General features: G+C 65.0%; 23 protein-coding genes and 1 tRNA gene. 10 read left to right on the top strand and 14 right to left on the bottom strand.

Features of this window, described 5'->3' with window-relative positions:
• Positions 1 to 28: 28 nt before the first annotated feature.
• Together der and DW298_RS09860 are read left to right on the top strand one after the other, a co-directional pair.
• Entirely contained in the window at positions 29 to 1501 is a 1473-nt protein-coding gene (der, locus tag DW298_RS09865; RefSeq protein WP_240745095.1) for a ribosome biogenesis GTPase Der, read from the top strand.
• Positions 1502 to 1562: 61 nt separating this feature from the next.
• Positions 1563 to 2462, top strand: a complete 900-nt coding sequence (locus tag DW298_RS09860; protein ID WP_136042270.1) for an NUDIX hydrolase — start codon at positions 1563 to 1565, stop codon at positions 2460 to 2462.
• 45 nt (positions 2463 to 2507) lie between these two features.
• On the opposite strand, the gene DW298_RS09855 is transcribed toward DW298_RS09860, so the two are convergent.
• Genes DW298_RS09855 through DW298_RS09835 form a run of 5 tightly spaced genes read right to left on the bottom strand, consistent with a single transcriptional unit; the run spans position 2508 to position 6194 of the window.
• Positions 2508 to 3971, bottom strand: coding sequence for an HNH endonuclease signature motif containing protein (locus DW298_RS09855; RefSeq protein WP_136042268.1), 1464 nt, complete (start codon positions 3969 to 3971; stop codon positions 2508 to 2510).
• Positions 3972 to 4023: 52 nt separating this feature from the next.
• On the bottom strand, positions 4024 to 4395 hold the full coding sequence (locus tag DW298_RS09850) for an RNA-binding S4 domain-containing protein (protein WP_205820330.1): 372 nt from the start codon (positions 4393 to 4395) through the stop codon (positions 4024 to 4026).
• Entirely contained in the window at positions 4395 to 5063 is a 669-nt protein-coding gene (locus tag DW298_RS09845) for a lysoplasmalogenase family protein (protein WP_136042266.1), read from the bottom strand. Before DW298_RS09845 ends, DW298_RS09850 begins: the two co-directional genes overlap by 1 nt.
• A gap of 56 nt (positions 5064 to 5119) precedes the next feature.
• Positions 5120 to 5575, bottom strand: a complete 456-nt coding sequence (locus DW298_RS09840; protein WP_136042264.1) for a hypothetical protein — start codon at positions 5573 to 5575, stop codon at positions 5120 to 5122.
• 34 nt (positions 5576 to 5609) lie between these two features.
• On the bottom strand, positions 5610 to 6194 hold the full coding sequence (locus tag DW298_RS09835) for a GNAT family N-acetyltransferase (protein ID WP_136042263.1): 585 nt from the start codon (positions 6192 to 6194) through the stop codon (positions 5610 to 5612).
• Positions 6195 to 6302: 108 nt separating this feature from the next.
• Between DW298_RS09835 and DW298_RS09830 the strand changes: the two genes are divergently transcribed.
• Positions 6303 to 6379, top strand: a tRNA-Pro gene (locus DW298_RS09830).
• Positions 6380 to 6621: 242 nt separating this feature from the next.
• On the opposite strand, the gene DW298_RS09825 is transcribed toward DW298_RS09830, so the two are convergent.
• From DW298_RS09825 to DW298_RS09805, 5 genes are all read right to left on the bottom strand, one after another.
• A complete protein-coding gene (locus DW298_RS09825) occupies positions 6622 to 8568 on the bottom strand; it encodes a hypothetical protein (protein WP_136042261.1) in 1947 nt (648 codons plus the stop codon).
• Positions 8565 to 8900 (bottom strand): hypothetical protein, encoded by a 336-nt coding sequence (locus DW298_RS09820; RefSeq protein WP_136042259.1) that lies wholly within the window; start codon positions 8898 to 8900, stop codon positions 8565 to 8567. The genes DW298_RS09825 and DW298_RS09820 overlap by 4 nt, the downstream gene beginning before the upstream one ends.
• Positions 8901 to 8998: 98 nt before the next feature.
• Positions 8999 to 9556, bottom strand: a complete 558-nt coding sequence (locus DW298_RS09815; protein ID WP_136042258.1) for a hypothetical protein — start codon at positions 9554 to 9556, stop codon at positions 8999 to 9001.
• 74 nt (positions 9557 to 9630) lie between these two features.
• The gene (locus tag DW298_RS09810; RefSeq protein WP_136042256.1) at positions 9631 to 10551 is read right to left on the bottom strand and encodes a hypothetical protein; all 921 of its coding nucleotides are present in this window, start codon (positions 10549 to 10551) and stop codon (positions 9631 to 9633) included.
• Positions 10552 to 10564: 13 nt separating this feature from the next.
• Positions 10565 to 10882: a hypothetical protein gene (locus DW298_RS09805; protein WP_136042254.1), complete on the bottom strand. Its 318-nt coding sequence runs from the start codon at positions 10880 to 10882 to the stop codon at positions 10565 to 10567.
• Between the two features lie 233 nt (positions 10883 to 11115).
• Here DW298_RS09805 and DW298_RS09800 point away from each other — a divergent pair, with 233 nt between their 5' ends.
• A complete protein-coding gene (locus DW298_RS09800; protein WP_136042252.1) occupies positions 11116 to 11604 on the top strand; it encodes a hypothetical protein in 489 nt (162 codons plus the stop codon).
• Positions 11605 to 11644: 40 nt separating this feature from the next.
• Here the strand turns inward: DW298_RS09800 and DW298_RS09795 are convergent, their stop codons facing one another.
• Genes DW298_RS09795 through DW298_RS09790 form a run of 3 tightly spaced genes read right to left on the bottom strand, consistent with a single transcriptional unit; the run spans position 11645 to position 13022 of the window.
• Positions 11645 to 12022 carry a hypothetical protein gene (locus tag DW298_RS09795; RefSeq protein WP_136042251.1) on the bottom strand — a complete coding sequence of 126 codons (378 nt, stop codon included), beginning with the start codon at positions 12020 to 12022 and terminating at the stop codon, positions 11645 to 11647.
• Complete coding sequence (locus DW298_RS19640; protein ID WP_240745091.1) at positions 12019 to 12186, bottom strand: antitoxin VbhA family protein; 168 nt, start codon at positions 12184 to 12186, stop codon at positions 12019 to 12021. The genes DW298_RS09795 and DW298_RS19640 overlap by 4 nt, the downstream gene beginning before the upstream one ends.
• The gene (locus tag DW298_RS09790; protein WP_240745090.1) at positions 12183 to 13022 is read right to left on the bottom strand and encodes a metallophosphoesterase; all 840 of its coding nucleotides are present in this window, start codon (positions 13020 to 13022) and stop codon (positions 12183 to 12185) included. Before DW298_RS09790 ends, DW298_RS19640 begins: the two co-directional genes overlap by 4 nt.
• Before the next feature lie 276 nt (positions 13023 to 13298).
• Between DW298_RS09790 and DW298_RS09785 the strand changes: the two genes are divergently transcribed.
• From DW298_RS09785 to DW298_RS09760, 6 genes are all read left to right on the top strand, one after another.
• Positions 13299 to 13895: a hypothetical protein gene (locus DW298_RS09785; RefSeq protein ID WP_136042250.1), complete on the top strand. Its 597-nt coding sequence runs from the start codon at positions 13299 to 13301 to the stop codon at positions 13893 to 13895.
• Between the two features lie 157 nt (positions 13896 to 14052).
• Positions 14053 to 14850 (top strand): hypothetical protein, encoded by a 798-nt coding sequence (locus tag DW298_RS09780; protein ID WP_136042248.1) that lies wholly within the window; start codon positions 14053 to 14055, stop codon positions 14848 to 14850.
• Positions 14843 to 15949 (top strand): XRE family transcriptional regulator, encoded by a 1107-nt coding sequence (locus tag DW298_RS09775; protein ID WP_136042246.1) that lies wholly within the window; start codon positions 14843 to 14845, stop codon positions 15947 to 15949. Before DW298_RS09780 ends, DW298_RS09775 begins: the two co-directional genes overlap by 8 nt.
• 110 nt (positions 15950 to 16059) lie before the next feature.
• On the top strand, positions 16060 to 17670 hold the full coding sequence (locus tag DW298_RS09770) for a hypothetical protein (protein ID WP_136042244.1): 1611 nt from the start codon (positions 16060 to 16062) through the stop codon (positions 17668 to 17670).
• Positions 17667 to 19286, top strand: coding sequence for a UvrD-helicase domain-containing protein (locus DW298_RS09765; protein ID WP_136042242.1), 1620 nt, complete (start codon positions 17667 to 17669; stop codon positions 19284 to 19286). Before DW298_RS09770 ends, DW298_RS09765 begins: the two co-directional genes overlap by 4 nt.
• 234 nt (positions 19287 to 19520) lie before the next feature.
• The gene (locus DW298_RS09760) at positions 19521 to 21815 is read left to right on the top strand and encodes a hypothetical protein (RefSeq protein WP_136042240.1); all 2295 of its coding nucleotides are present in this window, start codon (positions 19521 to 19523) and stop codon (positions 21813 to 21815) included.
• Between the two features lie 376 nt (positions 21816 to 22191).
• Here DW298_RS09760 and DW298_RS09755 read toward each other — a convergent pair whose 3' ends face one another.
• On the bottom strand, positions 22192 to 23112 hold the full coding sequence (locus tag DW298_RS09755; RefSeq protein WP_136042238.1) for a toll/interleukin-1 receptor domain-containing protein: 921 nt from the start codon (positions 23110 to 23112) through the stop codon (positions 22192 to 22194).
• Positions 23113 to 23279 lie beyond the last annotated feature (167 nt).

Raw genomic sequence — 23279 nt, 5'->3', positions numbered from 1 at the left:
AGGCGGCCCCGACCAGCTCGCCGAGAAGATGGAGAACATCGACGAGCATCTGGCCGAGCAGCGCGCGGAGACCCTGCGCGCCGGTCTCGCCGACTACGAGCTGGACGATGAGGACGCAGAGCTTCTCGCGGGCATCACGCTCGGCGAGGACGGCATCCACTACAGCCCGGCGCTTCCGGTGGTGGCGATCGTGGGGCGGCCGAACGTGGGCAAGTCCGCACTCGTCAACCGCATCCTCGGCCGCCGCGAGGCCGTCGTGGAGGACACTCCCGGTGTGACCCGCGACCGCGTGACGTACAAGGCCGAGTGGGCCGACCGGCGGTTCTCCCTCGTCGACACCGGTGGCTGGGAGCCCGACGCCCGCGGCATCGACCGTTCGGTCGCGATGCAGGCCGAGGTCGCGATCGACCTCGCCGACATGGTGCTGTTCGTGGTCGACGCGATGGTCGGCGCCACCTCGACCGACGAGCACGTCGTGAAGCTGCTGCGCAAGAGCGGCAAGCCGGTGTTCCTCGTCGCCAACAAGATCGATGACGCCCGCCAGGAGCCGGAGACGGCGGGCCTGTGGAGCCTGGGCCTGGGCGAGCCCTGGCCTGTGTCGGCCATCCACGGACGCGGCGTCGCCGACCTGCTGGACGCGGTGCTGAAGAAGCTTCCCGAGGTCTCTGCCGTCGCGAAGCAGGAGATCGGTGGACCGCGTCGTGTCGCCATCCTCGGTCGCCCGAACGTGGGCAAGTCGTCGCTGCTGAACAAGGCGGCCGGCGAGGAGCGCGTGGTCGTGAACGACCTGGCCGGCACCACCCGCGACCCGGTGGACGAGGTCGTCGAGCTCGGCGGCAAGATGTGGCGTCTCGTCGACACGGCCGGCATCCGTCGTCGCGTGCACATGGCGCAGGGTGCGGACTTCTACGCCTCGCTCCGTACCTCTGCGGCGCTGGAGAAGGCCGAAGTCGCCGTCGTCGTGCTCGACGTCTCCGAGACGATCAGCGAGCAGGACGTGCGCATCATCGACCTCGTGCTGGAGTCGGGTCGCGCGCTCGTGCTCGCGTTCAACAAGTGGGACCGTCTGAACGACGACGACCTGGAGAACGCCGACCGTCGTCGCTACCTCGAGCGTGAGATCGAGCAGGACCTCGCGCACGTCGCCTGGGCTCCGCGCGTGAACATCTCGGCCAAGACCGGTCGTCACCTCGACAAGCTGGTTCCCGCGCTGGAGACGGCGCTGGAGAACTGGGACCGTCGTATCCCGACCGGCAAGTTCAACGCGTTCCTCGCGGAGCTCGTCGCCGAGCACCCGCACCCGCTGCGCGGTGGCAAGCAGCCGCGCATCCTGTTCGGCACGCAGGCGTCGACGCGTCCGCCGACGTTCGTGCTGTTCACGACCGGATTCCTCGATCCCGGATACCGACGGTTCATCCAGCGGCGTCTGCGCGAGCTCTACTCGTTCGAGGGCACGCCGATCGTGATCAACATGCGCGTGCGCGAGAAGCGCCAGCGCTGATCTGTTCCGGCGCATGTCGCGCCGTGGTGCCGATGCCCCGATGCTGTGAAAGGCTGAGGGGGTGACTGTCGTACCTCCTGCCGCTGGTGAACCGCGTCGCCCCGAGGGGCCGCGGGATCCGGGTGATGCGTGGGTCGTGGCCGAGTCCGGGGAGAAGTACTGGGGGCGCTTCGGCGCTGCCGGTCTGCTGGCGTACGATCCCGCTCGTGGCATCCTGCTGCAGCATCGTGTGGCGTGGAGCCACTTCGGTGGCACCTGGGGTCTCCCCGGCGGGGCGCTGCATGAGGGCGAGCGTGCGATCGTCGGTGCGATCCGAGAGGCGCAGGAGGAAGCGGGTGTGCCGGACGGCGCGGTGCGGCCGCGGTTCACGAGCGTCCTCGATCTGGGCATCTGGTCGTACACGACCGTGATCGCCGACGTGCAGGTGCCGTTCGACCCGGTGATCAGCGACCCCGAGAGCGTGGCGCTCGAGTGGGTGCCGGTCGACCAGGTCGATGCGCGGCCGCTGCATCCGGGCTTCGGCGCGTCGTGGCCGGCACTGCGCGCGCTGCTCGAGGTGCGGCCGGTGGTCGTCGTCGACGCGGCGAACGTCGTCGGATCGGTGCCGGACGGGTGGTGGAAGGACCGCGCGGGGGCGGCCCGGCGGCTGCGCGGACGGCTGGAGGGTTTGACCGTGCCTGCCGCCGACCTGGAACTCGAGGGCTCCGCGTGGTTCCCGGAGGTGTCGATGGTGGTCGAGGGACAGGCGCGCGGTGTCGACTCCGATGCAAGTGATGTGTCCGTCATCCGCGCCGATGCCGCGGGCGATGACGCGATCGTCACCGAAGTCGAGCGTCTGGTGGCCGCGAAGCGCACCGTGGTCGCGGTGACCAGCGACCGAGGACTGCGAGAGCGGGTCGAGCACGCGGGTGCCGAGCATGTGCGATCGGCCGGATGGTTGCGCGATCTGATCGATCACTGATCCCGGCGTCTCACCGCGGGCCAAGGCTCGTCCGCCGAACCGGCGTCAGACGAACATGACCCGTCGGGGTGGGGGATCGGAGTAGGCGCGGCCGAGCGGGCTGTGCCAGGTGATGCTGCCGTCTCGTTCCTGCTGCGCCGCCCACCGATGCGGGTCGGGGATGTCGGGATGCTTGAGAGTGTGGTGTGTCCGGCAGAGGTGGCCGAGGTTGTCGAGGCGCGTCTTCCCGCCCTTGGCATGATCGTGCTGGTGGTCGATCTCGCAGCGGTGCACGGGCATGCGGCAACCGGGAAAGCGGCAGTGCTGGTCACGAGCACGGAGGAACCGCCGCATACCCTCGGTCGGCGTGTACGTATCCGTTTCGACGAGCATCCCGGCGGCGTCGAGGAACAGTCGGGTCCATCCGTTGTTCCCTCCCGCGAGAGCGCGGGCGACGTCGGGGTCCAACGGGCCGTGCCCGTCGAGCTCGGCCGGCTGGTCGTCGATGCCGGCGAGCGTGGTCGCGGCGACCGTCACCTGGACGCGTCCTTGGATGCGTCCGAGGCCGTCGCCGTGCGCGCGGCTCGGGTCGCCGGCGAGGAGGAGGTCGGTGAAGAGGTCGGCCTGGATCTGCGCCCACGTGCGCGCATCGGCAGGGATGTGCTCGATCTCGGGATCGGTCGCGAACGTTTCTCCGTCGGCGCTGAAGATCCTCCCGTCGGCGTGAGCGTCAGCGTCAGCAGGGTCGGCGTTGGCCGCGGGGGCGTAGGCGTCGAAGGCCGGGTCGTCGAGCGCGAAGTCTTCGGGATGCAGGGCATCGATGTCTTCGTCCGACCACCAGGGCAGGAACTCGGGTACCGAATCCTGGCGCGCGCGCACGAGTTCCCGGGTCATCCGGCTCAGCCGGTCGGAGATGGCGGTCGCGATCCATTCCGGAAGCACTGCCGTGAGCAGGGCGAGGCCGTCGTCGAGCGACTTCACGGTCACGCAGCGTTCCTTGGCCGCTCGCCGATGCCGTTCCCCGATGCTTTCGCCGATGAGTGCGCTGGCGACCTGCCTGGCGTGCGCGCGGGTGCGGGCAGCCGTGTCTTGCTCGGCGACGACGAGGACCGCCGTCTCGAACAGCGCCATGACGTCGGTATCGACCTTCTTGTTGCGGATGGCTTCGGCGACGAGCGCGCTCACGCGGGCGATCTCGCGGACGTGGCCAGCGCTCAGGGAACCCGCGGCGAATGCGGCACGGACTGCGGGGAGGTGGTCGTGAAGCGCCTGTGCGTCGGCGAACGCGAAGTCCATCGACCCGCGGGACACGTGACCCGCGGCGGAGAACTCCGCGATCATGGAGCGGTGGATCGCATCGCGGTGGAACGGGCTTGCGGACACCTCGGCGTCGTGGAGGACGATCTGCTCGACCAGCAGGTCGGCGGCCTCGGCTTCGAGCGCGGCGATGCGCCGTCGTTTCTCGACCCAGGCCTCGAGTACGCGGCGTCGCTCCGCGAGTTCGAGGTCGATGTCGGTCCGAGTTGCCATACCCCTATTCTAGAACAAAGCTTCGAAAGAATGCGGGGAGGATGACGGAATATCAATCCTCTGGGTCGTGGTTCCGCCCGCGGAGCTTGTCGATGTCGCGGCGCTCGCGCTTGGTCGGACGTCCGGCTCCACGATCACGGAGACCCAACGCGGCCTGCGGTTCCCGCGTCGGCGTCTTGTCCTCGTAGGCGAGCGCCGCCACCGGGGCGCCGACTCGCTTGACGAGGAGCTGCCGCACGATCAGGATCCGGTCGAATCCGGCGATGCGGATGCGCAGCTCGTCGCCCACCCGCACCTGCTGCGCGGCCTTCACCTTGTCGCCGTTCACGCGTACATGCCCGGCGCGGCATGCGGTGGTCGCAGCCGACCGGGTCTTGTAGACGCGGATCGCCCAGAGCCAGCTGTCGACGCGTGCCGCATCCATCAGGCAGTCCGCTTTCGCAGGGTGACCAGCGCGCCCGCGATGATGAGACCTTGGCCGAGCGTGTACGTGAGCATCACAGCCGGGCTGCTCCACGCCGGAAGACCGTCGGGAAGGAAGAGTCGACACGCCAGCAGCGTGTCGCTGGCGAGGAAGAACGCGCCGCCGATCGCGACCAGCGGGTGGCATCGTGCAGAGAACGCCGCCGTGCCGCCGAGCACGACGCCGTAGACCGCCACCGCGACCAGCAGGCCACCGGTGTGCGGCCCGAGGAGGGCGATCATCGTCGCCCACCAGAGCGCGTAGATCAGCGCCCACCACGGCATCCGCCGCACTCTCAGATGGCGGGCGAAAAGCAGGATGTATGCCACATGGGCGATGCCGAAGAACAGCAGCATCAGGGGGAGCTCCGGCGCCGCGGGGAAGAACGCGCCGGCGCCGTCGCCGAGCCATGAGAAGAGCAGTGCTGCGAGGAGCGGGATGAGGGTCATCGGGGGCTTGAGCCACCGCGCGGCGGCGAGGACGGGGATGGCAAGCAGCGGCATCAACAGAAGCTTCGTCGGTCCGGCGAGCGGGCTTCCGACGGCGAGCAGCACGACGTGGAGAACGGAGACCGCGACGTAGGGGAGGAAGGCCCAGCCCAGGTGCGAGGACGAGGCGCGGCGCTGCATCTCCCCATCGTAGGGTCGGCCGATCGCCGGCGCTGTCGGGTGAGGCATACGCGGGGTCAGGATTCGACGGTGACCTGCTGGACGGCGTCGTCGATGCCCAGGTGCACGGCCGGCCAGTAACCCTCGGGGAAGTGCTCGCCGCAGGTGTCGGTCAGGTGCAGGACGACGGTGCCGTCGGGGGTCACCTCGATCGCTTCGAGGGCGAGATCGGAGGCGGCGTCGTCGAGGTCCTGCCGCTCGGGTTCGCCGGTGTTGAAGTTCGTGACGACGGCGTCGGTCGCGATCCGCCGCAGCATGTGCAGCCGCTTGACGACGTCGCGCATGCGGGGGAGCAGCGGCGCCACGTCGTCGGGAGTCTGGCCCTCGAGCATGAGCTCGATCTCCGCTCCCTCGACCGAGACCGTGCCGACGAACCAGTCGTGCGTGAGCACCGAGCCGTCGGTGAGCTCGGATGTGGCGCGGGTGAAGGTGCCGAGTTCGGGATCGTCGATGGTCGGGCTCGCGTCGCTCATGCCTTCACGCTAGCGGCTCGGGGGCGTGGCCCGATCATGGGGCCAGTTCGAGGGCGACGAGGGTGCGCCCCGGCTTGAGCTCGGTCTTCTCGATGAAGCCGGCTGCGAGGAACGTGCCGAGCGTGCCATGGAACAGATCGTTGGATCGCTGCTTCTCGCCGCGGGTATCGACCGGGTACCCCTCGATCAGTCGCGCTCCGGATTCGCGGGCGTAGTCGACGGCGGCTTCCAGGAGGGCCCGGTTCAGCCCGGCACCGCGGTGCTCGCGCCGCACGACGAAGCACGTGACCGCCCAGACCGACTCGTCATCGAACGGCTCGGTGGTCGCCGCGGCGATGATGCGCGTTCGCGGGATGCGCGCCTGGCGGGTGCGCGGCCCGATCCGGATCCAGCCGGCGGCATCGCCGTCGACGTAGGCGATGATCCCGGGCGGTGGCCCCTCGTCGATCTCGGCGCGGAACATCTCGATGCGCTGCGGAGTCGTGGTCGTGTTCCAGTCCTTGTTGCTCAGCACCGGCCAGATGCACTGGCAGCTCGCGCCGTCGCCACCTCCGGTGAGAGCATGCTGCACATCGTCCCAGCGAGCCGTCGTCGCCACCTCGGTCGTGATCGTCACCATGCACGGGAGGCTACGCGCGGCATCCGACAACCCGCAACGGCTCGGTTCGCGGAGGGGGTCGAGATGCGGCTAAGATAGGGGAGTTGCCTGCGCGAGAGTGCAGAACAACGGGCTGTGGCGCAGCTTGGTAGCGCACTTGACTGGGGGTCAAGGGGTCGCAGGTTCAAATCCTGTCAGCCCGACCAGAGGGCTGTTGGCAATACTGATTGCAGAACAGCGAGAGAAAAGGGAAGGGCACCTGCTTGGAGCAGGTGCCCTTCCCTTTTTCGTTTCTGCGGCGTCAGATCTTGATCTGCGTACGCCCGATCCAGCGGTTCCGGTCGTGAAGACACGAACGCGCCCGGTTTTCGGGCGCGTTCGAATGTCCTTTGTAGCGGGGAGCGTGCCGGGCGTGCCGCCGGCGGGCGTCGTAAGTGAGCGGAGTCGCTCAGGTTCGCATCGGTGTCAACGCGAGCTCGCCCGGTTGGCCGGGCGGTGTGTTCGTCAGCGACGATGCTCGACCGCCTCGGGGGATACTGAGGTCGCCGTTGCCTGTGGTCTTCGTGTAGCGATTGGCCCAGACGCGGTCGCGGCGGCGGATGGTGTGGACACGTGGAGTCGTGCGCGCTCGTTCGATCTCTCGGTCGCTGAAGAAGGCTGCGATCTTCCGGATGTTGTGGGCCGCGATGAGGAGTGTGACGAGGATCTGTGCGGCGGCGATTCCGCGGACGCGGCGGCGACCGGCGGTTTCGATGTCTGCGTCGCCTGATGCCTTGAGGTGATGGTTTCCGGACTCGACGGTGTTGCGGGCGTGGTCGTGGAAGGTCTCCCACTCTTCGGTGCCGTAGTCGAAGGCCTGCTGCGGGGCCTGCATCTCAGTGAGGTCGAACGCGGCCGAGTGCTTCTTGCAGATGGTGTCGAGGAACTCTTCTTCCAGCGTCTCGGGCTCGACCTCGGGGCGGGCCTTCTTGGCCGCGCTGAGCATCATCTCGCGGAGAGGGCAGACGACGGTCGGACTTGGGCCGAGGGCTGGGCAGCGCAGCATTACCTTTCCGTCAGGCGTCTTCGCCTTGTCCTTGACGTGCAGCTGGAAGGCCTTCCGCTCTTCGATTCGGGCTCGGTGCGTTGCGACGTCGATCACGTCGCCGAGACGATCCGGTGTGGCGTTCAGGAGGGGCTTCGGCGTGCTCGGGCAGTACGCGTCGCCTTCGACGAACAAGGCGCCGTGCTGGCCACCCTTGACTCCGACGCGGTCGGATCGGTAGTCCGTGGACGGAGTGAACCCGGTCTTCAATGCCGGCTTCAGGAGTCGGAAGGGCTTGGCGTTGGCCCAGTATTGCTTGTCGGCGTCGGCGACACCAGGGGCGAGGTCGAGCATCGCCGCGGCTTCGAGGAGGTGCGCGGCTTCTTCGGCGACCTCCATGTTCGGGATGCTGAGCGACGCGGCGACCACGAGGCTCGGGAACCGCTTTGAGCTGGGCTGCTCGGCGTCGACGCGAACGGCCAGGTTCGCCACCCATCCCCAGTCGTAGTCCGCCGACTTCCCACGTTCAGGTGCGGTCTGGTCGACCTCGCCCTTCTGGTTGTCGACGCGCTCAGCTTTGCCGCTCTTGACGTGCCACCCGGCGAAGGCGTCAACGGGGCCAGGGGAGACCTCGCCGAAATCGGCTCCCTTCTCAGCCTTGACCTTGCTCGCGAGGTGCTTGCGGCTGTACCCCTTGGTGGTGGGTGTGCCGATGTAGGTCTGGTCGAAGGAGAGATCCAGCTGCTTCGAGGCCCGACGCACATCTCGCGGCTGGAGCATGAACGTCATACGGATGAACAGGCGGGTGTACTCGTCCAGACGCGCCTTGTACTTCTCTGCACGCTCTGCGTCGTGATTGCGGAGGATCTCCTGGATCTGAGCGTGGGTCTTGGCAGTGTAGAGCTCCTGCGGGTAGGGGTCCATCAGGGTCTTCATTCGGTGGAACGCGCGAATCGTGTTCGTGTACCAGCGCTTCGTTGTGGCGACATGGGTCGCAAAGCTCGTGGGCGTCTCGGGCAGGTCGAGGAGGTCGCTGGACTTCGTGGAGAGCCTGTGCTGAAGAACGTACGCGGCACGCCGGATGTGGAGCGGGGCCCCTTCCTGAGCAAGAAGAAGGAGGGCGGTGAGCAGGGCGCGGTAGGAGATCATCGCGGGTCGTCCGCCCATACCGTCGCGGTTGGCATCTTCAGCGGCCCAACGGTCGAGTTGCTCGAGGATGCCGGACTGCCGGACGCGGGTTTCCGCCAAGGCCACAGTGGAGTCGTCAAACTGCTGGAGGTCGCGGCCGCGACCGAGGACCTCGCGCTCGGTGATGCCGCAGTCGTCGTTGTCGTCGAAGGCGCGGTAGTAGTCGATGTCGACGGAGGTCATCGTGCGACCTCCGCTCCGACGAGCTGAGCAGTGAAGTCAGCGACATCCAGCACGTTCGCGTGCTCGTAGTACCGAACGAGGGTCGAGTAATGCTCGAAGCCCGCCACCTCGCGAAGAACGGGCAGCGGCACGTGGTTGTTGATGTGGTGCAGCAGCCATGCCGCACGAAGCGCTGCCGGGGTAGGACGGACGGGCGCGGGATGGTCGGTGAGGAAAGACTGGATGATGCGGGGCGGGTACTCGGCGATCCACGGGCCACGGAACACCCCCGCACTGGCATCGACGCGGCCGTCGATGCTACGCAGCAGTACGCGAGCCCAGGCATGCCGCACGGGGACCCGTCGAGCCCTCTTGCCGACAACATCTACGAAGACGACATCACCATCCCTGTGGATATCGCAGACGCGGACCTCGACGATCTCGGCCGCAGTCAGCCGGCACCGCCGGCCAACCCAAGAAGCGCCTGAGCGTTCTGACGCTTCTTCACGGTGGTGAGCGAGTTCGCCCAGCTGTGCATCGACGCGAGCTGCTTCGTCGTGAACGGCGAGCGGACCATCCCGTGTGGTGCTGAGATGGCGATGAGATCGGCATCGGCGAGCTCGCGGCCGATCTTCACGAGCTGGCGAGACACGCCCCACCGGTGCCCCGCGGAGCGGTTCTTGTGAACCGTCGCGATGAACCGGTCGATGTTGCTCTGGGTGTAGACGCGAGGGATAGTCAGCTCGGTACCGGTGCGTGCCCAGACCCACATGTGGAAGGACGCGGACATCGTCATCAGACGGCGAGTCACGTCGAACGAGTGCGGCAACATGGCCGCGGCGGTCTCGACGGTGAAGGACCGTGTGGCCGTCCAGGCGCTGGCCAGGGCTGCACTGTTGGGCCGGTACTTGATGATGATGGGTGCGGCGAGTTCGGGCAGCCGCGGGTGAGAAGTGAGCAGTGCCGCAGTCTCGTCGAGGATGTCGCTGAGTCGGTGGTTTGGGTTCATGACCACCCTGTACGCGGCCAGTCGCCAGAGCGTGCGTACGGCGTGTCGCACTTCCCACAGCACGGCGCACCGGCCTAGTCCTGCGGGTGCGTGAAGCCCGGCTTCGATGGTGGAAGCGGTGCCCGTGACGGAAGGAACTGCCGGATCCTGTCCAGCGCCGCGAGATGCTCAAGGCCAGCGATACGGAGAAGGTCGCGGGGCGGTGTGCCGGCCTGCAGGTGGGCAAGGAGCCAGGTGGTCCGCATCCGCGCCGGCCGAACATCCAGCTTCGTCGTATGCCCCCGATGCAGGAAGTCGGTGACCTGCGCCGACCGCACACCGGTGCGCCCCACGCGGAACACCCACTGGTCATCGCCCAGCTCGTTTATCGCTGCCCGGAGTCCGGGTTGCCACGCAGTGAGCACCGGGACGAGCCGTGGACGACCCGACCAGACGAGGATGTGAATCTCGTCTCCGCGGATGTCGACGTCCCCGGTACGCACGGACAGCAGTTCCCGGGTCGCGAGTCCCGCTCCGAACCCCATCGCGAGGAGGACAGCAGCGTCACGACGGCGGACAGCAGACCCCTGGGCACTGGCCCAGCTCCGGAGGACGGCGATCTCGGCTGAGGTATATGGCGGAGTGGGATCAGACCGAGGGATAGGGAATGGGACGTCTGAGGGTGGAGTCACGGCGCCGACGATGGTGAGGAGGACGGACCGATAGGTGGCTTTGCTGCCGCGCGTGAACGACTCCATTCCTCGGTGGACGTACTCTTCGACCACTCGGCGGCGGAAAATCCGCGCGACGTCGAGATCCAGGCCCCTGGTCTGCCACGCCCACAGCACGAACGCCGTCGCGACCGGATACAGCGAGCGCGCCTCCCGACCCGTCCGACTTGCCGTCTTGTTCACCGCGGCCGTCACGACCGGCTCCAACGTCGTCCAGTATCGCGCCGCCTTCTTCGGCGCGAAGGTTCCGTTGCCCGCTTCGTCTCCGTCGCCGGGATGAGTCATCGTCAGGCCACTCCTACTGCGGCCGCGGTGTTCGTGACACCTGGTTGATGCCCAACACCGTGGCGGACGCGCGGCGAGTGAACAACACTCCGGGCTTGTCTCGGTCGATGAGGAGAACCATCGGGGCGCCGACTCGGCACGTCGCGACGGCCACCAGTGCGGCGGACTCCGGATCGAGCACCGCGCGGACCCCCGCACGCACCTCCACCATGCGGGTGACCTGTCGCTTGTTCATGTCGAGGCGGTACTCGACTCCCTCATCCGTGGTCACGACGAAGACGCCGTCCATCTCGTCGAGCACCTGGTCCTGCGGCTCGTCGTCGATCTGCACGATGGTGCCTCCCGTCGGGTGCCAGCAACCCTACGAAGCCGTCGACGGCGACTCCGCCGACTCAGCGACACTGCCGCGTGCACTCGGCGTGGTCTGACAGCAGGGGCACACCGCGCATAGGTGCATTGGGCGAGCCGTCTCGCCCATGAAAGGACCCTGTGCGCGCGTCGACCCCTGCAGAACTCCACGCTGAAGCCGAACAACTACGACGGGCGGAGGGGACCGTCGATCCCGTGGCCGACCGGTTCGCCGCGGTTGTGACCTTGGTTCTCGACGAGCAGGTCGTACCTCAGCGCCGCGCCGCGAACTGGATCAACTCACTCCACGCGTATGAAGATCACTGGCGAGACCTCGACCGCGCGCCGCGCGAGAACACCCGCGCCAGGGCGACCCTCACGGATGAGGAACGCCACCTCGGCGAGTGGGCTCGTTATCAGCGTCGCTTCGAAGGCGGCCTAAACGCGTACCAGCGCGCTCGACTTGACGTCTCACCCGCGTTCGAGTGGGATCCCCTGGATCGCGTGTGGAACGAAAGGTTCGAAGCATCCGAGCGATTCGTCACCGCACACCGTAAGCTCCCGCGACTACACGCGGCAGATCGAACAGAGTTCCTGCTCGCACGCTGGCTTGGCCGCCAACTGCTGAGACTACGAAGCGGTCGCCTGGAACAGGTTCGTGCTCATCAGCTGCACCGACTTCTCCGAGAAGCGCGACGAGGTTAGCTAGGTCGCACCGTGTGGTCACTCGCCGCTGGAGGTCTCTTCATGAACTCCAAGACCACGCGTCGTGCGTCGCCTCGAGCAGTATCTCGTCGAGCCGACCGGCGAGCATTTTCTCAATAGCGGTGGGTTCGCCATGAGGGTAGGGCGTGTTCAACCACTGCGCCCATGTCCAGCGGCCCTGAGTTCCGGTCTGGAGAACGCGAAGAACGTTAGTCAGCCCTTCGATTACCCTGCCGTCGCGTAGCTGGAACGCAGGGAAGAGGTAGACGTCGTCGTCTGTGAGCAGCATTAGAAGTCGGAGCGTGTGTCCGGCTTCCACAACCTCGGCCTCGGTCCATCCGAGGGTGCGGGCCATGCTCGCCACGGTGTAGCAGGGGCCGATGATCCGAGCCCAGGGGTTCGGTTCATCTTCGGTCACTTCTCATCCTCGGGGTTTCGAGTGTGGCGCTGGCGGACGTCCTCGATGATGTCCTCGAGGCTGCGGAGTCCGTCGATGTAGTCCTGGGCATCACGAAGCGCTTGAGCGGAGGGCTTCAATCCGTCCAAGACTCCCGAGTGCAGGGACTCGGCTACGCTCTTCATCCGCTGCTCCCGCGCTTTACGAGAACCGTCGTCGTCGGCAAGTCCGCGGAGGATGGCCAGGCTCGGCGTCGCCATCCTGAGGTTCGTGATGTCGAGGATCCCGAGGTTCCACTCGTGACCTTCGCGCCGAGACTCGCCACGCGACGACCATCTGAAGTCTGTCCGCCCGCCCCGACATGCAGGTGCCCATGAGCGAGGAGTTCGGGATGCACGGCATCCCAGACCTCGCTGACCCTCGCGCGCGACGCCGCGGACGCTTCCAACGCCGCCTTCGGGAAGCGGTGCGGGTTCGTGCGGAGGATCTCACGGACAGGGCGGACAGGGGTGTTGGCGGGTGACTCGTGGGTGAGCATCAGGTCGGCGGGGCCGCCGGCGATGGCCGCTGCGACGTGTTCGTCGGTGATGGCCTCGTCTGGCCACCAGGTCAGCCCTTCGATCCTCGACTCGCGGTCGACAGAGGTGGCGCCGCCCAGTGACAGCACGGAGCGCCCACCAATGGTGAGGCGCGCGGGCCGGGGGAGCAGCCACACGAGCTTGGAGACCCGCACGGCTTCGCCGGGGTACTTGTTCATGAGTGGGGTGATCTCACCCCACGGCTCATGATTCCCTCCGGTCACGTAGATGCCTGTGATGCCCGTCTCAGTGAGCGCCTCGTCGACCTCGTCCGGGGGCATCCACCAGTCGCCGAGCTGCAAGATGGTCGTCACGTCCGGCGCGAGGTGGGGGAGTGCCCTTGCCAGCATCCGGATCCAACCGACGTTGCCGTGAACATCCCCCAACACTGCGACTCGCTGGTCGGGCAGCGTGATGTCGGCTGAGTGTTCTAGAGCGTCCACGGGTCTCCCATCGAGATGACGACGCGATAGACCGCGCTAGCGCGCACGTGATGATCAGCGTCGCAGGTGGGTGGAGTACGGCACAGAGCCATCTCGTGATCTGTCGTTGGGTCGGCGAGATGTGCGCGGTATCTAGGTACGTGAATCGCTCGGGTCGGTCGCGAAAGGGTTTCGGCGGCGTGGCCCTCCCGTTCCCACGGCGGGCGATTCCACGTGACCCCGTGGGCTAGATCGATTAATCGAGGCCGTCTTGCAACATTCTGAGAAGATCGGGTTGTGAAGCGACCACTTGGATCTTGGCTGGTGCTCTCCGGGCCGAACAAGGACGGATCGCGCCACATCGGCATCCGCGTTCTCCCAGATGCCGCACGCCAACTCGAGGACCGAGGCTACATCGTCGCGAACAAGATGTACGAGCGGTCCGTTGAACGGGGGCTGATGTCGAACATACGCATCGGCGATGTCTTCGATGTGCGATTCGATGGCGACAGAGGCTGGTGGGCGTGGCGAGGCGGCGTCCGGCTCGGACGCCTGACTTGGTCGTTGAGCAACTTCGAATCCAGTGAGTGGCGAGAGGCTATGCCACGCATCGAGGAGGGGACTTTGCAGGTCATTCGCCTCGTCGTCGACGCGGGCGGGATCGTGGTGAATGCTGGTGGGATCGTCCGGCCGCTCGGCGACGCGATCCCGCCGGTCAAGAAGGCGGTGCCCGATGCTCAGGAGTACGTGCCGACCCTACGCGCTGTCGTTGGCACTGGGGGCGATGTACGTGTCGCGAAGGAGAACGTCGACGGTTCTCCGCGAGCGGGGCGGCAACCTGCCCCGCTGCCACGATCACGAAGGAGCATCTGGGAGCGCCTGACCAGGCAGTGACCCAGCGGTCTACCTGTTGGCGCCCAGCGTGCCCACTCACAGCAGTGAAAAGCCTGCTCACCCGAACTGTGTCCCATCCAGGATGACTTGCAAGCATTCGACACGCCGAGAGTAAAAATACAAGCACCATCTACTGGGAGTCGTGTACTTTAATCCCATGACCGCAGAACACGAGGCCCTCTCCGAGCTCCAGATGTCCGGACTGCTCGATGTCTTGAAGTGGGGTGCGCCCGTAGCGTTCGCTGCGACGGACCAGCTCTTCGACGAGGACCAGGGCCACGATCAGGGCGTCGTCGGCTATCTCAACTTCAAGCACCTTCGAGACCTCCTCGACCGGGCGACCTCGAATGGTCGTTTCAGGCTGGCCGAGGGCCTCGAGAGCGTCGGCGAGGATTTCCTCAAGCGTGGCATCACACCCGAGGCCTTCGACTCGATGCCGAGCCTTCATGAGGACTTGGTCGGACGCCGGGACTACAAGCAGTCTCCCGGCTGGGCTATCCAGGGGTACCGCGTGCTGCTGCAGTCCTTCCCCTTCGGAAAGATTGACGAGATCAAGTGGGTGCAGCGTAGCGACGCGAAGAAGCGTGTCGCAGACCAACTATTCGTCCGCGATAACGCACTCTTCGACGATGAAGAGTTCGGCTTGGAGTCCATCCCAGGCATCCCAGACGATGATGACTTCGCTGGTGTGACGCTCATCGCAGCGCATGCCTTCCACCCCGCAACCAAACAGTTCGAGCTGTATATCGGACAGAGCAAGAACCCCGGATACCCGGGAGACTCGTGCTGGCACTGGAAGGAACTGCTGCTCTCCGGCGGAGCTCCGACGGGCGGTACGGGTCTCCCGGTCACACATCAGATGCCGAGCGGTGGAGCCTCGACTGACGTCGACGACGTGCCGGTACGGATCAAGCGGGCTGGTGCGGGCGAAGGGGCGGGCGCGGCGAATGGTTGAGGCGCGTCGACCGTCTCAGACGCTCGCCGCCGCGGCTTCGTTCTTCAACGGTGAGCGCCTCACTATGGCACGCCAGCTGAAGGGACTGAAGAAGTCTCACCTGGCGAGCCGTATCGAGATGTCGCCGGCCTCGGTGACGGCATGGGAGAGCGGCGCCAAGCAACCTAACCGGGCCACGGTGGCGAAGCTCGCTTTAGCGCTGCAGGTGGAGCCTCAGTTCTTTGGGGGAGGAGCGCCGCCGAAGGCTACCAAGCCACACTTCCGTTCGCTCCGCTCGACACCGCAGATCGCACAGGACGAGGCTGAGGCCTATGGCCGGTTCGTGGCGGAGATCGCCGGGATGCTCGAGAACGCCGTCGAGTTCCCTGAGGCGCTCCTGCCCGACCTGCCCGTGGATTCCGACGAACGTTCGATGACTCCCGAGGAAGCCGCGCGCGAGGCCCGCCAGTTCTTTGGCGTCGGCCCGGGACCGGTGCAGCACGTTGTGCGGCTTGTCGAGCGTAGCGGTGTAGTTGTCGTTTTCAGCGAGCCGGGGGTGGCGGCCATCGATGCGTACTCCTTGCACTCGGCAACCCGGCCGATCATCGTTCTGAACCCGGTGAAGGACGACTACTACCGGCAACGCTTCGACGCCGCTCATGAACTCGGGCATCTGATCATGCACCACGACGCTGAACCGGGTGGCAAGGTCGCCGAGGAGCAGGCTAACCGTTTCGCTTCTGAGTTCCTGATGCCCGCCGAAGAGATCGCCCCTTTCCTGCCCATTTCGACTGCGGGTAAAGCGTGGGCAGCGCTGGCCGAGCTAAAGGAGTACTGGGGCGTCAGCCTCGCCGCGCTCCTCTACCGCGCGCGTGCTCTTGGTGTCATGAGCGACGTCTCGTACCGCAACGCGGTTATCCGCATGTCACAGAATGGTTGGCGTCGAGCGGAACCGGGACGAATCTCGTCGCTGGAGATGCCGTCGATATTGCCACGCGCCCGGGAAGTGCTGCATGAGGCCGGCGTAGACGAGGCCTCCTTCCTCGCCGGATCAGGCCTTCCAGTGGAGCTATACAAAATCGCGGCGAGCCGAGTGCCTGTTGTGGCGGCAGCATCATGAGGGTCGCGAGGGTCAGGATCGAGCGTTTCCGCGGCTTCGAGAGCGCAAGCGTTGTCCTTCCCGCTGATGCAGTTGTCGCTGGAGAGCCGCAGGCAGGACGAAGCGATTTCGTGGAGGCGCTTCGTCGTGTGCTCGATCCGCGCAGCACCCGAGTCCGCGTCAACCCTCTCGATATCTTCCGACCTGTCCGTGGCGACTCAAGCGAGCTATTGACCGAAGTTGAGGTCACACTTTTCGATCTGGGAGAGCATCTCGAGACCCTGTTCAGCGACAGCCTTGAAGCGTTTGACTCAGAGACCGTCGAGTCGGCCGGGATGGGGGGCGCGAGCCACGCAGTGCTTGGTGTTCGACTTTGCTACCGCATTCGCTACGACATCGATGCGGATAGTGGTGATCACTGGGTGGACTTCCCGGCGCGGAGCGACCCGGCAGCAAACTCTTTCAAACGCGTTAGTCGGGTGGAGCGAGAGGCTCTTCCGGTCCAGTTCATCGATAGCGCGCCAGCGCTGCAACTTCGCGCAGAAGGCGCGCTACGAACCCTGCTCGCGGCGTCTGATTCGAGCGCGTTCGACGGTGTTCTCACGCAGCTCGATGAAGACGTACGTTCGGCGACAGGTGATTTCTCGAGCGCGCCGGTCGTAACCGAAGTGCTCGACAAGGTGTTGAACGCGGGCCCGAAGACGCTGTTCGGCGTCAACGACGCGGATAGTATCGACTTCGTCGCCGACGACGGATCGCTAGCGGCACTCCTTCGAGCTCTGCAACCAGCGCTGTCTCTCGGCGCGGCAGGATCCTTGCCCATCCGATCCCAGGGGTCCACTGTTCAGAGTGTTTTCTCGGTGGCCGAGGCGATTGCGGCCGCACGCGAGGCGGAGTCGGGCGTTGTGGTCATCGCCGATGACTTCGGCGACGGTCTGGACGCCTCATCCTCCGAGTACATGGCGGCTCTACTTCACTCCACCGCGGGCCAATCCATCCTTACTACCCGTCGTGCCGAGGTAGTCCGAGCGTTCAAGTCGGATGAGCTGATCCGCTTCGTGCATACCGCGAACGGTCGCGCTCAGTATCGGCTCTCGAGCACCACAGATAAAGCTTCCCGCGTTACGCGACGGTTGGTACTCGACCAATTGCTCGCTGCGCTCAGCACGCGCACGGTCGCGCTCGTCGAGGGTCCCCTCGACGCCGAAGGGTACGGTGCGCTCTCCGCGCGACTGTTCAAGAAGACGGGCAAAGACAAGTACGGCCTCGCCGCCAACGGAATTCGACTGATTGCTCCACCTGGCTCTGATGGTGGCATTACGCGGTTGCCCGCCATGGCCAAGGTCGCGTTGGAGCTGGGGTTTCGAGTCCGCGCAATCGTCGACAACGACAAGCCCGGACAGGAAGACCCGGCGGTTGCCGAGTTAGCTGATCTCTGCGAGCAACTTGTGGTCCTTCCTACACGCACCGCAGTCGAGGCGGCACTCATCCGGGGTATTCCAGGCGAGAAGTTGCGCAAGATCGTTGTATCGCTCGCAGATCTCGGGATGCCCGCGTTGCCCCAGGAGGTCGAAGATGATGCAATCGCCGAACATCTCCTCAGCAAGAAGATCTTGAAGAAGCATGGACTTGGGCCTGCTTGGGTCGAGGCACTGACAACCCCACCACCGACCGCACGCGCCGTCATCGAGGCGCTTTGCGCTGGTGACCCAGGACGGATCGACGTCCTCCCGCCATCATGACCTGGGAAGCACAGAACTCCGAGCAGGCGAAGATCGTCGCGACGGAGAAGGAGTTGACGGTCGTGCTCGGCGGCGCCGGGGTCGGCAAGACCACGAGCGCACTGGCAGCTGCTGCTGCACATCTTGAGCGCGTTCGGGACTCTAAGCGCCACGAGAAGGTGCTGTTCCTTTCGTTCTCGCGGGCCTCCGTGGCACGGATTTCTTCGCGAGCGAGCGCGGTGGTGGGGAGGCATGCGGGCCGTATCGATGTGATGACGTTCCACTCGCTCGCCTTCTCCGTAGTACGACGATTCGGGAGCCTGGTTGGGCACGGCGACGCTGTGCTGGTGAGCCCGGCGCGAGAGAAGCTCGGACTCGCGCCGAGTGAGATCGGATACGCGCGGTTGATCCCACTAGCGCTGGAGATCGCGCGCGCATCGCCAGCGGTCGCGGGGCATCTTCGGTCGCAGTGGGGTCTTGTAATCGTGGATGAGTTCCAAGATACCGACGATGCGCAACAGGAGTTTCTCGGGCTGATCACCCCGACCAATCGCGTGATCCTACTCGGAGACCCGAATCAATGCATCTACACGTTCCGTGCTGCTGAGGGGGTCCGTGTTGACAGGATCGATGACGCATGTGTTGCTGCAGGAAAGGAAAACACGGTCATACTTCCCGAAACGTCCTTTCGGGATCCGTCGGGGGTCATCCCGGCCGTGGCGCATGCCGTTCGAAAACGTGCCTTCGGGGCGCCGGCACTCGCTTCCGCCCTCGAAGGCGGTCGCCTAGTTGTGCGGTCCGGCATCAGCCTTAGCGATGAAGCGTCCACTGTGGCGCAACTCGTGACTGAGCTGAGCGCGGAGGGGCTCGGTGTTGCTGTATTCACTCATCACAACGACATGCTCGCTTCTCTGTCGGACGCGCTCGAGGCGGAGGGGATAGAACACGAGATTGCTGGATTGAGTGATGCACTGGCGGCCGCCCTGGATGCGCAAGCGACAATGATGCGGTTCCGGTTTGGCGATGCGACCTGGGACAGTGTCATCGAGTCTATTGCGGTGTTTCTGACCAGCGCGCAGCGTGGAGCGCAAGTGCCAGAGCTTGCGGTACATGTGTTGAATGGCACCGGTCCGCAGACGCTCCGTCAGCGCCTGGACGCGTTGCGGGACCGGCTCCTCAAAGCTCCCTCCGTTCACGTCGTAGTGCACGAGGCGCGCTTAGCGCATGATGCCCTTGGGCTCCCTCAAAAGTCTGGTGCTTGGCAGCAAGCAGGAGTGCTCCTCGCGGTGATGAATGCTCGGGCAGCGCGAGCTGGTCGAGATCTGAGCGACACACAAATTGTTGCCTCGATATGCGTCGAGGCGCGGGAGGCAAGCTACGCGGCACTCACCGACTCAGCGTTGAACCCGCGGGAAGTTCAGCTGATGAATCTGTACCAGACGAAGGGACGAGAGGCGGATGCGACCATCGTCGTGCTTCGTGAGGGCGATTTCATGGGCAAAGAAACAGAGCCATTCCCGAACACTAGCCGACTGCTCTACGTCGTCTTCTCTCGAGCCCGCGAGCGGATCATCGTGTTGCTCGTCGGAAGCAGATGGCATGCCGCCGTCGCACCGCTAGCGCGGCTAGCGGTATAGCGGGGCCGGTCTCAGTTTTCCCAAGCGACGGCACTCGTATCACCCACAGCTAGGAAGGCATCCTGACGATGGTGCAGTCCGGCTCAAGGCCGAGGAGTTCTGTGGCAGTTGTACCTCCGCCGCGGAGCTCGTCTTTGTTAGTTCCCCTATTTACGTACATAGAACTGCCGAAACGCGTGCCTTGGAGCCGACGACGCTTCGTCTACTCGCTCCGCTCTGCTTAGATTGGCCTCAATGTCCGGACCCGACTACGAACTCCACAAGCTGGGCTGGCGAGCCTTCCAAGATCTCTGTGCCGTCGTGCTCCAGGAGACGTTGGGGCAGACCTTTACGGCGTTCGCTGACACCAATGACGTCGGTCAGGACGGTGCTTTCCACGGCGTCTGGACGTCGCCGGGAGACGATCCCGTGCCTGAGCTGAAGCAGTTCGTCTCGCCTGCACTTCGAGTCGTCGTGCAGTGCAAGTTCAGCGTGGATTCATCGGGCACATTGTCGCCGTCGGATCTTCGAGATGAACTCGATAAGGTCGCGGAGCTACATGAGCGGGGGCTCTGCGACGGCTACATTGTGCTCACCAACCTGCGAATCACTGGCCAAACTAGAGCCTGGTTCGACGAGGAGGTACGGCGACGCGGGCCCAAGGTGGTGGCGATGCTACCCGGCCCCTGGATCTGCACGCAGATCGAGAAGAACTGGAACCTGCGCCGCTACGTCCCGCGTGTTTACGGGCTTGGCGATCTCACGAGCATCCTCGATGAACGCAGAATGCGTCAGGCTCGCGCCCTCCTGACCAGCCTGACTCGAGAGCTAGAGACGTTTGTCCCCACAGGCGCATACCGAGACGCAAGTGATGCTCTGACCGACCATGGGTTTGTGTTGCTCCTCGGTGAACCCGCCAGCGGGAAGTCAACAATCGCAGCAATGCTCTGCATGACCGCGCTCGATAATTGGCAGTGCGATGTGATGCGAGTCGACGGCCCCGACGACCTCCTCGCGCACTGGAACCCTGACGACCCGCGACAGATGTTCTGGGTCGATGATGCCTTCGGCAGCATTCGACACGAGCCGCATTTGACGGACGCCTGGGTGCGCCGAATGCCTGAGGTGATGGCGGCCGTCGGCCACGGTGCGAGGGTGCTGATGACCAGTCGCGACTACATTTACCGCGACGCCCGCCCGCGGATGAAGGAGTACTCCTTCCCTCGCTTGAAGGAACAGCAGGTTGTGATCGACATCACGCAACTGAGCGGCTCCGAGAAAGAGCAGATGCTCTATAACCACTTGAAGGCCGGTGATCAGCCCGCCGCCGTCCTGAATGAGTGGCGTCCGCACCTGCGCGCCGTGGCGGCGGCAAGGCGATTCCAGCCAGAAGTAGCGCGTCGCCTCTCGCTTCAGGGCTTCGCGCCGATGTCAGGTCTGCGGGGCGAGGACGCTCTCGTGTCCTACTTCGAGCATCCGAACGAGTTCCTGGTCGACGTTCTCGACGGCGTCGAGCCTGCACAACGCGCGGCACTCGCCGCGATATACCTCTCAGGTGGAGAACTCCTCGCGCCGTTCGCACCAGACGAGCGGCTAACTGCTGCTGTGACAGCACTTGGAGCCACTGTGGCGGAAACTGCCCGCGCCTTCGCGGCCATCGACGGTACCTTTCTGTCCCAGAGCACACGGACTGATGGAAATACGGTCTGGCGATTCCATCACCCCACAATCAGAGAAGGCTTCGCTGCCTCCGTTGCTCGCGACATCTCCACGCTCTCTGTGTATCTGGAAGGTATGACGGTCGATGAACTCGTGTCTCAGCTCGACTGCGGTGGGCCGGACCAGCGGGGGACACTCGTTCGAGTACCGCCTGCGATGTATTCACGGATCGCCTCGCGCGTAGCGCCCCCAGAGCGGCATGAATGGTCGACGGGACGGAGGGCATGGTTCCTCCGAACACGCTGTTCCGATGAGTTCCTGCGAATCTGGGCGGAGGCCCACCATGCCGCTTTACCCCGCATGGCGGACTTCGGGATGATGATCGAGGCGATGTGGCAGCCCGCCGTCCTCGGCCGGCTTAACGAAGCGGCCGCCCTGCCTGAAACTGTGCGGCGGTCGGCGGTCGAGCGCATCGTCCAATACGGCATTGACGAACTCGATCCCGGTTGGGCAGACGCGTCAGTCATGGGCCTCTTCTCGGCAGAGGAACGAGTCGACCTTCTCAAACGTCTGGAGGAGGAGGTGCTGCCTGAACTGGAACAGCGCATTGATGACCAAGTGAGCTCGATCATCAGCGATATGACGAAAGAGGAGCTCTACCAAGCTCCGCGCGATTACGTGGCCGCCATCCGCGGTGCATTCACCCAACGCTCAGAGGTCCTTGAACGGTGCGATCAAGTAGAAGACCATATCAATGACCGGGCCTTCGACGAGGATGAAGATGGCGAGTCGCCAGCCGAGGGCTCGAGGCTTGCGGCCCCGGCCGGTCCAGTTTCGACCGAGAGCCTCGGTCCGCGGGATCCATTCGAAGACGTCGCTGCAGGCCATTGAATGTCGCAGATAACGAACTCCTTCAGTCGCGACTTCACTGGCGGCGAGTCCGGCGTAACTGGGGTCGCGGCCAGCGATTGAGGCGGCATAGAACAGGCGAGGAAAGGACGAGATAACCCAGGTGCGAGGCATCCGCTCCAGCCTTTGCTTCGTCTCGACGCACTCGATGCCTCCCTTCCGACATTGCGGGCCGCGTCGTCGGATAGTTGGCACGAGATCCTGCGGCCACAGGCCCGGCACCACGTCCGACGCCCCCGATTGGCGAGCAGATCACTGCGTTGTATGGAGGTTACGGGCGCAGAATTCCAGCTCCAGTGCCAGCTCTCCAGCCACCCGGTTGGGACTCAGATGTTGTGGAAGAGGTGATGCCTCATCTCTAAGGGTCTACGCTGTTGGTCCGCTGCGGTGGCCACGCTTGCCCATGGGATCGGTAGTACGGCTGCAGCTCTCTACGCACCAGCCCCGCCCCGCCGACTTGGTCGTTGCTGTGATAAATCTCAGCGAGTTCTGACCACTGATCAACGTTCAGCGTGTCAACGGTCGCGATGCGCTTCGCTGTCGCGCCGGCGTCCAGGTAGTTGTCCGCCGCTCGAAGGGCTGAGAGCAACCCAGTGACGATCTGATCCGAGAACTCCGGCATTCGACTGATCCATTCGAGAATCCGAGCGGCGACGTCTACGTCCCGCTCCTCAGCGGCCTGCGGCCATTGAGTTCGTCCAATAAACCCTGCCGGGTCCGCCGGGTATCGGATTACGTAACGAGGGACACCACGACCCAGCGCCCAACCTACCTCTTGCTGGCACCAAGCGCTCGTCAGAAACTCGGGATGGGTGATCGCGACGAAAGCCTGCATGGTGCGAAGCCCATGTTCGATCTGGTCCTGCCAGGGTTCTTCGTATTCCATGGTGTCGTGTGCGACGAAAGCGTGGATGCCCGACACAGCCAGCTCACTCGCCACCCGGCCGATGAACTGCTTATGCATGGCAGAGTGCGACAAGAAGACGCGCACATATCCCGGCTTCCAGAGCGAGGAATCGGCCGTCTCGAGTTCTGCGCGAACGTCGTCGTCATCGGCACCCGTTATCAGGGAGTACATCTCGACGAGGTCTGCATCGGTGATCGTCTGGATGCTGTCCCCGAAGGTGAACTCGCCGTTGCTGTCGAATCGGTCCAGAACCGTGAAGCCAAACTCCGAGAGCAGCAGGTTCGTTCGCTCGAATGTCCAGGAGCGGTCATCTTGCTGAATCTCAATCATCCGACTTTTAAGATTGAAGCGTTCGCGTCTACTCAGGGCCATGGCCCGATCCTATTGCAGCCCCTGGCGCGTCCTGGAGGGAGTCTGACGCCTAGTGACGGCTGGTTGGTGGCCCCGTGGGGGACGCTGAGAAAACCGCACGGCGAGCGCTGCTGTACCTGAAGGGTGTAGGCAAGGGCTAGCTGATTCGAGCTCGCCCTGCATCCTCA

The sequence above is a fragment of the Microbacterium sp. A20 genome, assembly GCF_004794515.1.
Taxonomy (GTDB): Bacteria; Actinomycetota; Actinomycetes; order Actinomycetales; family Microbacteriaceae; genus Microbacterium.
This window is presented reverse-complemented; position numbering and strand designations above follow the sequence as displayed.

Bases quoted from the DNA above. Each gene is read 5' to 3' on its own strand.
- der (WP_240745095.1), top strand. From the start codon at position 29: ATGGAGAACATCGACGAGCATCTGGCCGAGCAGCGCGCGGAGACCCTG.
- DW298_RS09855 (WP_136042268.1), bottom strand. From the start codon at position 3,971: ATGGCAACTCGGACCGACATCGACCTCGAACTCGCGGAGCGACGCCGC.
- DW298_RS09850 (WP_205820330.1), bottom strand. From the start codon at position 4,395: ATGGATGCGGCACGCGTCGACAGCTGGCTCTGGGCGATCCGCGTCTAC.
- DW298_RS09845 (WP_136042266.1), bottom strand. From the start codon at position 5,063: ATGCAGCGCCGCGCCTCGTCCTCGCACCTGGGCTGGGCCTTCCTCCCC.
- DW298_RS09840 (WP_136042264.1), bottom strand. From the start codon at position 5,575: ATGAGCGACGCGAGCCCGACCATCGACGATCCCGAACTCGGCACCTTC.
- DW298_RS09835 (WP_136042263.1), bottom strand. From the start codon at position 6,194: ATGGTGACGATCACGACCGAGGTGGCGACGACGGCTCGCTGGGACGAT.
- DW298_RS09825 (WP_136042261.1), bottom strand. From the start codon at position 8,568: ATGACCTCCGTCGACATCGACTACTACCGCGCCTTCGACGACAACGAC.
- DW298_RS09815 (WP_136042258.1), bottom strand. From the start codon at position 9,556: ATGAACCCAAACCACCGACTCAGCGACATCCTCGACGAGACTGCGGCA.
- DW298_RS09810 (WP_136042256.1), bottom strand. From the start codon at position 10,551: ATGACTCATCCCGGCGACGGAGACGAAGCGGGCAACGGAACCTTCGCG.
- DW298_RS19640 (WP_240745091.1), bottom strand. From the start codon at position 12,186: ATGAAGAGCGTAGCCGAGTCCCTGCACTCGGGAGTCTTGGACGGATTG.
- DW298_RS09780 (WP_136042248.1), top strand. From the start codon at position 14,053: ATGACCGCAGAACACGAGGCCCTCTCCGAGCTCCAGATGTCCGGACTG.
- DW298_RS09775 (WP_136042246.1), top strand. From the start codon at position 14,843: ATGGTTGAGGCGCGTCGACCGTCTCAGACGCTCGCCGCCGCGGCTTCG.
- DW298_RS09765 (WP_136042242.1), top strand. From the start codon at position 17,667: ATGACCTGGGAAGCACAGAACTCCGAGCAGGCGAAGATCGTCGCGACG.
- DW298_RS09760 (WP_136042240.1), top strand. From the start codon at position 19,521: ATGTCCGGACCCGACTACGAACTCCACAAGCTGGGCTGGCGAGCCTTC.
- DW298_RS09755 (WP_136042238.1), bottom strand. From the start codon at position 23,112: ATGGCCCTGAGTAGACGCGAACGCTTCAATCTTAAAAGTCGGATGATT.